Annotated in this window: 11 protein-coding genes; 7 read left to right on the top strand and 4 right to left on the bottom strand. The window is 74.2% G+C overall.

Annotated features, from left to right (window positions below; all coding sequences use genetic code 11):
* Nucleotides 1-823, top strand: an 823-nt coding sequence (locus tag PKY62_RS09935) for a UbiA family prenyltransferase (protein ID WP_324536553.1), incomplete at its 5' end; no start/stop codon positions are given.
* Between the two features lie 10 nt (nucleotides 824-833).
* Complete coding sequence (locus PKY62_RS09930) at nucleotides 834-1,691, top strand: glycerophosphodiester phosphodiesterase (RefSeq protein ID WP_324536552.1); 858 nt, start codon at nucleotides 834-836, stop codon at nucleotides 1,689-1,691.
* Here the strand turns inward: PKY62_RS09930 and PKY62_RS09925 are convergent.
* Together PKY62_RS09925 and PKY62_RS09920 are read right to left on the bottom strand one after the other, a co-directional pair.
* Nucleotides 1,645-2,691: an alpha/beta hydrolase gene (locus PKY62_RS09925; protein ID WP_324536551.1), complete on the bottom strand. Its 1,047-nt coding sequence runs from the start codon at nucleotides 2,689-2,691 to the stop codon at nucleotides 1,645-1,647. The genes PKY62_RS09930 and PKY62_RS09925 overlap by 47 nt on opposite strands.
* Nucleotides 2,688-4,109, bottom strand: a complete 1,422-nt coding sequence (locus PKY62_RS09920; RefSeq protein WP_324536550.1) for an MFS transporter — start codon at nucleotides 4,107-4,109, stop codon at nucleotides 2,688-2,690. Before PKY62_RS09920 ends, PKY62_RS09925 begins: the two co-directional genes overlap by 4 nt.
* 73 nt (nucleotides 4,110-4,182) lie before the next feature.
* On the opposite strand from PKY62_RS09920, the gene PKY62_RS09915 reads away from it, so the two are divergent.
* Nucleotides 4,183-4,437: a hypothetical protein gene (locus tag PKY62_RS09915; RefSeq protein ID WP_324536549.1), complete on the top strand. Its 255-nt coding sequence runs from the start codon at nucleotides 4,183-4,185 to the stop codon at nucleotides 4,435-4,437.
* Between the two features lie 28 nt (nucleotides 4,438-4,465).
* Here the strand turns inward: PKY62_RS09915 and gtfA are convergent, their stop codons facing one another.
* Nucleotides 4,466-5,947 carry a sucrose phosphorylase gene (gene gtfA, locus PKY62_RS09910; protein WP_324536548.1) on the bottom strand — a complete coding sequence of 494 codons (1,482 nt, stop codon included), beginning with the start codon at nucleotides 5,945-5,947 and terminating at the stop codon, nucleotides 4,466-4,468.
* Nucleotides 5,948-6,111: 164 nt separating this feature from the next.
* On the opposite strand from gtfA, the gene PKY62_RS09905 reads away from it, so the two are divergent.
* From PKY62_RS09905 to PKY62_RS09890, 4 genes are all read left to right on the top strand, one after another.
* Entirely contained in the window at nucleotides 6,112-6,336 is a 225-nt protein-coding gene (locus PKY62_RS09905) for a FeoA family protein (RefSeq protein WP_324536547.1), read from the top strand.
* Nucleotides 6,333-8,270 (top strand): ferrous iron transporter B, encoded by a 1,938-nt coding sequence (feoB, locus tag PKY62_RS09900; RefSeq protein ID WP_324536546.1) that lies wholly within the window; start codon nucleotides 6,333-6,335, stop codon nucleotides 8,268-8,270. The genes PKY62_RS09905 and feoB overlap by 4 nt, the downstream gene beginning before the upstream one ends.
* Nucleotides 8,267-8,521, top strand: a complete 255-nt coding sequence (locus PKY62_RS09895; RefSeq protein WP_324536545.1) for a hypothetical protein — start codon at nucleotides 8,267-8,269, stop codon at nucleotides 8,519-8,521. Before feoB ends, PKY62_RS09895 begins: the two co-directional genes overlap by 4 nt.
* A 161-nt stretch (nucleotides 8,522-8,682) precedes the next feature.
* Nucleotides 8,683-10,956 (top strand): putative bifunctional diguanylate cyclase/phosphodiesterase, encoded by a 2,274-nt coding sequence (locus PKY62_RS09890; RefSeq protein ID WP_324536544.1) that lies wholly within the window; start codon nucleotides 8,683-8,685, stop codon nucleotides 10,954-10,956.
* Between the two features lie 96 nt (nucleotides 10,957-11,052).
* On the opposite strand, the gene PKY62_RS09885 is transcribed toward PKY62_RS09890, so the two are convergent.
* Complete coding sequence (locus PKY62_RS09885; protein WP_324536543.1) at nucleotides 11,053-11,499, bottom strand: hypothetical protein; 447 nt, start codon at nucleotides 11,497-11,499, stop codon at nucleotides 11,053-11,055.
* Between the last annotated feature and the right edge of the window lie 200 nt (nucleotides 11,500-11,699).

Genomic DNA, 11,699 nt, shown 5'->3' with positions numbered 1-11,699 from the left:
CGCGGCCCTGGTCCTGGCCAGCCACCCGGGACCCACGGTGGTCGTGACGGCGCTGTCGGCCGGACTGCTCGCGGGAGCGGGGGCGTCGGTGGCCCGTGGGGCGCTGGCCACGGCGGCCGTCCTGGCCGGCCAGCTCTCCGTCGGCTGGTCCAACGACTGGGTCGACGCGGGCCGCGACGCCACGGTGGGGCGCACGGACAAGCCCGTGGTCCGTGGCGTGCTCGCCGCAGCCGACCTGCGCCGTGCCGCCCTCGCCGCGGCGGGGGTGTGCGCCGTCCTCTCCTGGTCGACCGGCGCCGTTCCCGGAACGGTCCACCTCGGGGCCGTCGCCGCGGCCTGGGCGTACAACCTCGGCCTCAAGGACTCGGCGTGGTCGTGGGCGCCCTACGCGGTCGCCTTCGGCCTGCTCCCGGTGTTCCTCGTGCTCACGCTGCCCGGCCGGCCGCTGGTCGCGCCGTGGGTGGTCGTCGGCGCGGCGCTGCTGGGCGTGGGTGCGCACGTGGCCAACGTCCTGCCCGACCTCGAGGACGACGCTGCGACCGGCGTGCACGGGCTCCCGCACCGCCTGGGACGCACCCGGGCGAGCCTGCTCGCCCCCGCGGTGCTGCTGGCCGCGGTCGGCGTGGTCGTGCTCGGCCCGTCCGGACCGCCCACCGCCCTCGGTTCGGTGCTGGGGGCGCTCGCCGGGGTGCTCGCGGTGGCTGCCGGGGTCGTCGCGCTCCGACGCGTCGGCAGCAGGGTGCCCTTCGCCCTGAGCATGGCGGTCGCGGCCCTGTGCGTGGTGCTGCTGGTCGCAGCGGGGACCGATCTGGTGGCCGGGTAACGTGACCGGTGTGGAGCCCGGTGGGTCGGCGGCAGCCCCGCGGGTGATCGCGCACCGCGGGGCCAGCGCCCGGTGGCCCGAGCACAGCAGACGCGCCTACGAGCAGGCGCTGGCCGACGGTGCCGACGGCCTGGAGTGCGATGTCCGCCTCACCGCTGACGACGTGCCGGTCTGCTGGCACGACGCCGACCTGGACCGGACCTCCGACGGGACGGGTCCGGTCCGCGCGCACACCCTGGACCGGCTGCGGACGCTGCGGCTGCGGGGTCGGACTCCGGACGAGGACCAGCCCGGCGGGCTCCTGACCGTCGCCGAGCTGCTGGACCTGGCGCTCGGGGCCGGGCGGCCCGTGCGCCTCGCGATCGAGCTCAAGCACCCCTCGCCGTACGGCTTCGCGGCCGAGGACGCCGTCGTCGACCTGCTCGAGGCCGCCGGCTGGGACCCGGTCACCGGGTCGGTCGGTGCGGTCAGGGTGAGCCTCATGAGCTTCCACCCCGGATCGCTCCGGCACCTGCTCGACCGCGTCCCGGCCGGCCACCTCATGGTCCTGCTCGACGACCTCGATGTGCGTGCGGCGGTCGCCGAGCACGCGCCGACCCGGCTGCTCACCCCGCTCGCGGTGGTGGCGCTGCGCCGCCTGCAGCGCCAGGCCGAGCGCCTTGCCGACGGCGTCGTCGGTGGCGTGGGTCCATCGGTCGCCTTCCTGGTGGCCCACCCCGAGCGGGTGGCGCGCTGGCGGGCCGACGGCGCCCTGGTCCGCGTCTGGACGGTCGACGGGGCGGCCGACCTGGAGCTGTGCCGTCAGGCCCGGGTCGACGAGGTCACGTCGAACGTGCCGGACCGGCTGCTGCGGCTGCTGGGTCGCTGACCGCCCCGTCGAGCCGCACGCCCAGCCACGCGAAGACCGTCTCGGTGAAGACCGCGCGGGGGGTCGGCGCGGACAGGCTGAGGTCGTGCACCCCGCCGGCCACCTGCAGCAGCGTGACGTCGGGGCCCAGCCGGGGTGCACGGGCGGCGATGTGGGTGACGTCGAGCACCGTGTCCTGCGCGTCGAGGTCCGGGTTGTCGAGCGTGTTGGGCCCGCTCGCCCCCGCGGTGCAGACGAGCACCGGCACCGTGATCTCCAGCCCGCGCGACAGCCGCGCCTGCCCGCGTCGCACGGCGCGCATCCAGCCGGCCCGCACCGGGGAGCCGGCCGGGGGCTTGAGCACCTGGTCGTAGTCCCAGCGGCCGCCGTGGTCGACGTGCAGGTGGAAGGAGTAGGCCGACAGCCCGTCGGCGATGACCGTGCGCGGGTCGATCGGCGCGGCGTCGAGCATGCGCGTCGCGACCACGCGGTGGAACCACCGGGCGTTGAGGTCGAACCACGGGCTGTTGAGCACCAGCGCGTCGACCACGTCGGCGTGCCGCAGGCTGTGCGCCCACAGGCTCGCCGTGAGCCCGCCCGTCGAGTGGCCGAGGACCACGAGGCGGTCGTGACCCAGCTCGGAGCGCACCAGCCGGGCGGCCGCGGTCAGCTCGGTGACGTACTCGGCGAGGTCGATCGTGAAGTGGGGCGTCTGCCCTGGCAGCAGGGAGCGCCCGCAGCGTCGCAGGTCGAGCGCGTAGAACGTGTAGCCGCGCGCCGCCCATGCCCGTGCCACGTGGGTCTGGAAGAAGTAGTCGTTGAAGCCGTGGACGTACAGGACGGCCGGCCTCGTCGCCGTCGTGCCGCCCGTCGAGACGGCCGACCCCGCGCCGGGCACGGCGCGCACGACCGTGGCGACCAGGGGACCCTCGTCGTCCTCGCCGAGGTCGAGCGTCGTCCGTTCCCAGCCCGGACCCAGGAGGTCCGGCTCCCAGGTCCGGGGCGGTCCTGCGTCGCTCACGCGTCGGGCAGCTCTGGCCGGCCACCCACCCGCAGCGGCCACAGCAGCACCAGGCCCAGCGCCACCACGGCGATGATGCCGAGGATGCCCCAGTGCTGCCCACCGCCGACGGCGATCGCGGTCGCGAAGCCGAGCGGGGCGAGGAAGCTCGCGGCACGCCCGGTCGTCGCGTAGAGGCCGAACACCTCGCTCTCGCGGCCCGGGGGGATGAGCCGGGCGAGCAGGGTGCGGCTGGCGGACTGCGCGGGGCCGACGAAGAGGCTCAGGGCCAGGCCGAAGACCCAGAAGACCGTGGCCCCGCCGGCGTGCAGCACGAAGAGCGCCGTCCCCGCGACGACGAGCCCGATGAGCGAGGTCATGATTATGGTCTTGGCGCCGAGGCGGTCGTCGAACCAGCCAGCCGTGATGGTCGCGACGCCGGCCACCACGTTCGCCGCGATCGCGAAGATGATCACCTCGCCGGCGGAGAAGCCGAAGGTGCCCGAGGCGATGACGGCCCCGAACGTGAAGACGCCGGCCAGCCCGTCGCGGAAGACGGCGCTCGCGACGAGGAAGCGCAGGGTGTTCCTCGCGTCGCGCCACAGGTCGGCGACGTCCGCGAACAGGCGACGGTAGGAGGCGAGGAAGCCGATCCGTGCGCGGGAGGCATCCGCGGGGACCTCGGGCACGGCGACGAGCACGGGAACGGCGAAGGCGGCGAACCAGATCGCCGAGATGAGCACGGCGACCCGGATGTTCATCCCGTCCTCGCCCGTGACGCCGAACCAGCCCACCTCGGGGTTGATGAAGCCGACGAAGAGGATGAGCAGCAGCACGATACCGCCGAGGTAGCCGGCGCCCCAGCCGATGCCGCTGATGCGGCCCACGGTGCGCGGGGTCGAGACCTGCGCGAGCGTGGCGTTGTAGTTCACGCCGGCGAGCTCGAAGAAGATGGTCCCCGCTGCGAGCAGGAAGATGCCGAGCAGCAGGTTCTGGCTGAGGTTGTCCGGGTCCGGCGTGACGAGGAACATCGCCGCGCTGATGAGCACGACGATCCCCGTGTGCACCCCGAGCCACAGGCGCCGCCGTCCCGAGTCGTCCGACCGCGCACCCGCGACGGGCGCGAGCAGGGCGATGAACAGGCCGCCGATGGTCAGGCCCCAGCCCAGCCACGACGAGTGCGTGGCGATGACGTCGTCGAGCAGGGTCGTGGCGGGGCCGCCCGCGGCGCCCTCCGCCTCGGCGGCCGTGACGGTGGCCGCGTCGACGAACGCGCTGCTGGTGAGCCAGCGCGTGAAGACGAAGGTGGTGATGACGGCGTTGAACGCCGCCGACCCCCAGTCCCACAGCGCCCAGGCGACCACCCGGCGCCGCATCACCGCCGCGGGGACCGGGGCGGGCTCGACGGGCGTGGGGGCGGCCGGTGTGGCGTGGGTCACGCGCGCATCGTACGGCCGGGCGGCGTCGCGGTGGTGGACGCCCGCTGTCGGTGGCGGGGGAGACGATCTCCTCATGCACCACGGCGACGCACCCGGACGAGGCTCCTTCGCCCGACCCCTCGCGCTCGCGGGATGGTCGGCCCGCTCCGCCTGGGGGTACGACGCCGTCTTCGAGTGCTACTGGGTCGAGCTGTGGCCCGCGGCGGCGGGCGGCGTGGTCCGGATCGGGCCGGAGCGGCTCATCGTCACCCTGGGCGGGTTGGCGCGGGTGGTCGCCGGGGCCGTCGACGTCCCGGCGGACGACGCGTACCTCGCGCTGACGGCCTGACGGGGCACGACCCCGTCCCGGCCGTCGCTCAGATCCTCGGTGGGTCGGTGAGCAGGTCGTCGGTCCGGTGGCTGCGACCGTCGACCTGCCAGGTGATCGACGCGGCACCACCGGCCAGGTCGACCTCGAGCGACGCGCTGCGGTCCGGGCAGGTCCACGTGAGGACCAGCCCGGTGCCCCGCTCGGCCATCGCGAACGCTCCGTCGAACGCCCCGAGGGTGTTGCGGAACCGCGCCAGCGCGCACAGCGCGACGACCACCGGCTCGTCCAGGGCCGCCGTGACCTCCTCTGCCGTGTAGTGGTGCCGGTTGATGTCCCGCCCGACGCCCGTCCGGGCCAGCAGCTCCATGTCGTTGCGACCGGCCAGCGCCCCGACGTAGTACACCTGCGGGACCCCGGGGGTGAAGAACTGCACGGCTCGCGCCGCGAGGTACGTCCGCGGGTCGCCCCCCAGCGCGTCGTAGAACGTCGAGTTGACCTGGTAGACGTCGAGGTTCGACGCCGCCCAGCCGGTCGCCGCGCGGCTCTGCCCGCCGGTGCGCTCGTGGATGGTCTCGACGAGGGCGTCGAGCTCCGCGGGTGTCAGCAGCCCGGGCTGGTCCGGGGTGGTCTGGTCCGGGCCGACGTCGATGACCCCGATCCCGTCGTGGGTGTCGAGCACCGTCACGGCGTTGGTGGGCCGGATCGACAGCCACCGCGCGAGCGGGGCGTGGTCGCCGGTGTAGGCGGCGTGCAGCACCAGCGGCGGCAGGGCGAAGTCGTAGACCCGGTCGACCGTTGCTCCGATCTCGATCTGACGCCGGTAGTAGGAGTGCACCTCGACGAGCACGTCCAGGCCGCGGTCCCGCGCGAGCCCGGTGAAGCGATCGATGAACGCGAACGTCTGCGGCGTCATGAAGCACGTGCTGCCGGGTGTCTTGACCGCGTAGCCCACCGCGTCCATCCGCAGCAGGGTGACGTCCGCCGCAGCGAGCGTGTCGAGGATGGACACGAGGTACGCCTCGCCGGCGGCCGAGGTGACGTCGATGTCCACCTGGCTCGGGGTGAACGTGGTCCACACGAGGTGCCGTTCGCCACCCAGCGCCATGGGGGTGAACGGCAGGCCGGGGCGCGGACGGTAGATCGCGGTGAGGTCCGCCTCGGTGGCGCCGTCGGGGAAGACGGAGCCGTAGGTGAGGAACAGGCTGGCCCAGGGCGACGCCGAGCCCCGCCGGATGACGTCCTGGAACGGCGCGGAGTCGGCCGAGACGTGGTTGACGATGAGGTCGACGACGGTGTCGTGCTGCGCCCCGAGGTCGCGGACGTCCTGCCAGGTGCCCAGCCGGGGGTCGACCGTGGTGTGGTCGACGGGGTCGAACCCGGCGTCGACCCCGTCGTACGGGGTGAAGAACGGCAGCAGGTGGACGCCGCCGAACACCCCGGGGAGCTGCTCGTGCAGCAACCGGGCGACGCCGGGGATGTCGCCGCCGAGCCGGTCGGCGTAGGCGATGAGCTGGACCTCGTTGCGCACGGTCGCGTGTCCCTTCGTCGGGCGGGCGCACCACGCGCCACGGGCAGATCCCACCCCCGACTGTAAGCGTTTGCGCCGGGTCTGCGCGGCACTTCGGGCAACCTGTGCTGCGGCCGGGACCTTGGTCTGTAAGGGTTGCCTCACCTCAGCAGTACGCTCGCGCCATGCAGCTGCGCGCCTGCCCGGTCGGGGCCGAGGTCGAGATCGTCGCCCTCGGGCTGCCGGACGGCGCCCTGCTGCGGATGGGGGAGATGGGGCTGCGCGCGGGCTCCCGCGTCCGCGTCACGCACCGTGCGCCCCTCGGCGGCCGGGTCGTCGCCGTCGGCACGGCCCGTCTCGCCCTCGACGGAGCGACGGCAGCAAGCGTCGAGGTCCGGACGCTGAGGTGAGCCCGGCTCCGGTCGACCGGCCGGCGGTCCGCGCCGCAGCCAGCACGGCGGTGCTCCTGGTCGGCAACCCCAACGTCGGCAAGTCGACGCTGTTCAACACGCTCACCGGGTCGCACCAGCGGGTGGTGAACGCGCCGGGCACCACGGTCGAGCTGCGCACCGGCACGTGGTCGACGCTCGACGGTCCCGTGTCGCTCGTCGACCTGCCCGGCACCTACAGCCTCATCGCGCGGTCCCCGGACGAGCGGGTCGTCACCGACGCGCTGGCCCGGGGCGATGGCCCCGTGGTGGTGGTCCTCGAGGCCACGGCGCTGGCGCGGTCGCTCTACCTGCTCGCGCAGGTCGCCCGTGCGGGCCGCCGGGTGGTCGCGGCCGTGAGCATGCTCGACGTCGCCGAGGCGCACGGTGCTCCGGTGGACCCGGGGCGGCTGGCCGGGCTGCTCGGGATCCCCGTCGTGGCGGTCGACCCCCGCAGCGGCGCGGGAGCCGCGCGGCTCGCCGCCGCACTCGCCGGTGCCGGCACCGTCCGCGGGCTCGCACCCGGCCCGGACGGTGCCGCGGCCGCGCCGCCCGGCGCCGACGGCGACGTCACGGCCCGGCTCGCCGACGCCCAGGAGCTCTTCGACTGGGTCGAGGCGCTGCTCGCCGAGCTGGCGCCGCCCGCACCCGCGCACCGCACCCGCACCGACCGCGTCGACGAGCTCCTCCTCAACCCGTGGCTGGGCATCCCGGTGTTCCTCGGAACGCTGTGGACCCTGTTCCAGCTCGCCACCTCGGCCGCGGCGCCGGTGATGGCTCTCGTCGACCGCTGGTTCACCGGTCCCGTGGCCGGTGCGCTGAGCGCCGCGCTGGACGGCTGGGCCCCGGCCTGGATGACGGGGCTGCTCGTCGACGGCGTGCTCACGGGCGTGGGCACCGTCGCGACCTTCCTCCCGCTCATGGCGATCATGTACACGGCGCTGGCCCTGCTGGAGGACTCCGGCTACCTCGCCAGGGCGGCCTTCCTCGCGGACAGGGCCATGCGGGCGATCGGCCTCGACGGTCGCGCGATGCTCCCGCTCATCGTGGGCTTCGGCTGCAACGTGCCCGCGCTGGCAGCGACGCGCACGCTGCCGGACGCCCGGCGCCGGCTGCTCACCGCCCTGCTCGTCCCGTGGACGTCCTGCGCCGCACGGCTGACGGTCTACGTGCTCCTGGCCGGGGTCTTCTTCCCCGAGCACGCGGGGACGGCGATCTTCGCGATGTACGTGCTCAGCGTCGTCCTCGTGGTCGGCGGCGGGCTCGTGATGCGGGGCACGCTCTTCCGCGACCTGCGCCACGACGCGCTCGTCCTCGTGCTGCCCGCCTACCAGCGCCCGAGCCTGCGGGCGATCGCTGCCTCCGTGTGGTCGCGTGTGTCGGGCTTCGCACGGTCGGCCGGCACGGTGGTCGTGCTGACCCTCGTCGTGGTCTGGGGCCTGCTCTCGGTACCCGCCCCGGGTGTCACCGCGCCCGTCGGCTCGTCCGCGGGTCTCGCGGTCGAGGACAGCCTCTACGGGCGGGCCGCGGCCGGGGTCGCCCCGGTGCTGGCGCCGGCCGGGTTCGGCGACTGGCACCTGGCCGCGGCGCTCGCCGGCGGGTTCGTGGCCAAGGAGGTCGTGGTGGGTCAGCTCGCGCAGTCCTACGCCGTCTCGGCGCCGACCGACCCCGCACGGGCCGGCGACGGCCTGGGCGACGCGCTGCGCGTGACCCTGACCCGGACGTCCGGCGGGCATCCCGCCGCCGCGGCCATGGCGTTCATGGTCTTCGTGCTCGGCTACACGCCGTGCCTGGCGACGGTCGCGGAGCAGTGGCGCCAGATGGGCGCACGGTGGACCCTCGGCGGCATCGCGGCGCAGCTGACCGTGGCGTGGGTGCTGGCGGTCCTCGTGTTCCAGGTCGGGCGGCTGCTGTGAGCGACCACGTCGGCGGCGCGGCGAGCCTCGTGCGGATCGTCGCTCGTGCCCGGCGCGGGACCACCGTCCCGGGGATCGCCGCGGGACTCGGGCTCGCCCCCGATCTCGCGGCGCTCATGGTCGACGAGCTCGGCCGCCTGGGCGTCCTGGAGGTCGCAGAACGGACCGTGGCGTCCTGCGCAGGGTGCGCGCCCGCCGTCGGCCCGGGCTGCGCCGGTTGCCCGCTGGCGCGGGGCCCTCGGGTCTCCTGACCCTCCCGGCCGCGCGGACGGGGCCGCGCGACGGACGGCGCAGACGCCACGCGGGACAATGGCCGGGAGTATTCGTCTCAAGTGGGGGGACGTAAGGGACGATAGTGAGGGCAACGGCCGCAGCAGCGGTCGACGGTGACCGGCTGCGGAGAGGTGGGCTGATGAGGGGTACGGAGGCACCCTCGTACGCTGCGCGTCTCGTCCGGGCCCTGGCGCCCGTGCCGTGGGTGATCCTCGTGCTCGGCGGCGTGGTGCTCAACCTGCTGCCCGGCGGGTCCGACGGCATGATGGTCCGGGCCTCGCTCGTGGTCCTCATGTCGATCTTCTTCGGGGCGCTCCTGGCGCGGCTTCTCCTCGCCGCCGCGCTCTTCCGGAGCCGACGCACCGCCCTGCTCTTCCTTGCCGGGTCCGTCGCCGTCTGGGCCGCGGGGGCAGCGACCATCAGCGCGGGTCAGGCCGTGACGGTCGTGACCTTCCCTGCCCGCGGCGAGATCCTGTGCATCGCGTCGTACCTCGGGATGGCGGCCTTCCTGCTGCTCGACGTGCCCCGCAGGGTGACGTCGATGGCCATCTGGCTCGAGGCCACCGTCGTCTGGGGCGCCACCGTGTGCCTCGCGGCGTTCGTGCTCGTCACGCCCCTGGTCGCGGACTTCGGGGGTGACGGCCTCAGGCTCCTGGCGGCCATCCTCTTCCCGCTCATCAACCTCGTGCTGGCGGCTTTCGTCCTGGCGCAGATCGTCATGCGGCACCGCAGCCGTTCGCCGCGCTCGGTGCTGCTCATGGTCGGCTTCCTCGGCCTCGCCGTGGGCGACACGACGTTCATCGCCGACCTGGGTTCCGAGGCGTACACGTCCAGCCTCAGCGTCGCGGCCCTGTGGGGTGCGAGCTTCGCGGTCATCGTCGAGGCGGCGACGGCCCGCTCGCACCAGGTGGCGCAGTCGGCGGCCGCGCCGGTGCGCGGCGCGGTGCTCACCGGCGCCGCGACCCTCGCCGTGGTGCTCCTGGCGCTCGGGCTCGACGGCCCGACGGCCCTGCTGGTCAAGATCCCCGCGATCATCACCCTGGCGGCCACCGGCGCGCGGCTCATCCTCGCCCTGCGCGAGGCCCACGGTGCGGCCGAGGCCATGCGGCTGTCGCTGACCGACGAGCTCACGGGCCTGCCCAACCGGCGGTCCATCGTCGCGGCGGCGGACGAGGCGCTCGCCAGCGGCGCCCCGATCGCGGTGGTGCTGCTCGACCTGGACGGCTTCAAGGACATCAACGACAGCCTGGGCCACGCCGTCGGTGACGACGTGCTCGTCACCCTGGGCCAACGGATGCGGGCCTCGCTGGACTCGCGCGTCATCGTCACGCGGCTCGGTGGCGACGAGTTCGCCCTGCTCGTGCCGAGCGAGGACGAGCTCCGGCTGTTCGAGATCGCCCAGCAGACCCGGCTCGCCCTGCGTGAGCCCCTCCGGGTCGACACCATCGACCTGTCGATCGACGCGTCCGTGGGCATCGCGGTCCGCGAGGCGGGGGACACCTCGGCCATCGAGCTGCTGCGCCGCGCCGACATCGCGATGTACGAGGCCAAGAACTCGCGCGCCGGGGTGCTGCTGTTCGACTCGGCCCAGGACGGTCTGTCCCACCTCCGGCTGCGGCGTGGCGAGGCGCTCCGCCTGGCGATCGCCGAGGGCCAGCTCATCGTCTGGTACCAGCCCCAGGTGGACGCGCGCACACGGCAGGTCGTCGCGATGGAGGCGCTGGTCCGCTGGTGGCACCCCACCGAGGGGTTGCTCCCGCCGATCACCTTCCTGCCCGACGCCCGCCGATCCGGCCTCATGCCGGCACTCACCGAGGTCGTCATGCACCGCGTCCTCGCCGATGCGCGGACGTGGCTCGACGCCGGCTTCACGTTCCGCGTCGCCATGAACTGGGCCCCGCCGGAGCTCGTCGGCGGCCAGCTGCTCGGCAAGCTCTTCACGGCGCTCGACGCGGCGAAGCTGCCCGTCGACCACCTGCTCATCGAGGTCACCGAGGACTCGTTCCTCGCGGACCCGGAGCGGGCGCGCGGGGTGCTGCACGAGCTGCGTGCCCACGGGATCCAGGTCTCGATCGACGACTACGGCAGCGGGTTCTCGTCCCTCGCCTACCTGCGTGACCTGCCGGTCCAGGAGCTGAAGATGGACCGCTCCTTCGTTGCCCCCGTCGCGAAGGACGAGCGCAGCCGGATGATCGTCCAGACGACGAGCCAGATGGCCCGTGCGCTGGGGCTGCGCTTCGTCGCCGAGGGTGTCGAGGACGCCCAGTCCGTCGCCGAGCTGCTCCCGCTCGGCGTGGACGTGCTCCAGGGCTACCACATCGCCCGACCGATGCCCCCGGACGCCGTCGGGCCGTGGGTGCGGGACTGGACGACGGCGCACGCCGTCCCGGTGGGGGGCACGCCGAACCGCTGACGGTCGCCGCGCGCGCCGTGGAGCGGGTCAGCCGACGGCGAGGGAGCGGGTCAGCCGACGGCGAGGGAGCGGGTCAGCCGACGGCGAGGGAGCGGGTCAGCCGACGGCGAGCGGTGCAGTCTGCGCCCACGCGGTCACGCGGTCGCCGTCGCGGCGCAGCCGGAACGCATCCTCGGGCGGTACCGAGATGCCGTCCAGACCGGCGCCCTGGCTGACGAGGGCGAACGCCTCGGGCGAGACGCGTCGCTGGTTGTCGAGGATCTGGGGCCCGTGGGCGAACACCGGGGTGCTGGCGGGCGAGCCCAGGTACGGCGCCGGCCCCGTCCCGGGCAGCGGCAGCGTGAGCAGCCCGACGGTGTCGAGCAGCCGCCGCACCCTGTCGTCCAGCACCGCCACGAGGGCGCTGTACTGGTTGGCCCGCGCGGCGAGGACGAGGCCGCGATACAGGGCGAACGTGTGGCGCAGGCCGTGGGAGTTGGTGCTGCGGCGCGAGCTGATGGTCGCGATCTCGATGGTCGAGGTGAGGTCGAGGCCGGCGTCCATCACTGCTGAACGCAATCGACGGAGCACCTCGTGCTGACGGGCCGGACGCGTTCGCACCACGAGGCGCAGGATCATCCGGTCATCGAGCAGATCCTGCACGCCCAGCACCCGTGGCTCGGCCAGGACGATGGCGGCTATCTCGGGTGGTTCGATGGCCCGATGGGCAGCCTCGAGAAGGGCGGTGGTGGCCTGCGCTTCGC

The organism is Actinotalea sp., from assembly GCF_035443605.1.
GTDB lineage: Bacteria > Actinomycetota > Actinomycetes > Actinomycetales > Cellulomonadaceae > Actinotalea.
The sequence above is the reverse complement of the archived record's forward strand: the minus strand, read 5'-3'. Positions and strand labels throughout refer to the sequence as shown.

Coding starts and splice junctions, on each gene's coding strand:
- PKY62_RS09915 (WP_324536549.1), top strand. CDS start 4,183: ATGCACCACGGCGACGCACCCGGACGAGGCTCCTTCGCCCGACCCCTC.
- PKY62_RS09905 (WP_324536547.1), top strand. CDS start 6,112: ATGCAGCTGCGCGCCTGCCCGGTCGGGGCCGAGGTCGAGATCGTCGCC.
- PKY62_RS09890 (WP_324536544.1), top strand. CDS start 8,683: ATGAGGGGTACGGAGGCACCCTCGTACGCTGCGCGTCTCGTCCGGGCC.
- PKY62_RS09885 (WP_324536543.1), bottom strand. CDS start 11,499: ATGGACGCCGGCCTCGACCTCACCTCGACCATCGAGATCGCGACCATC.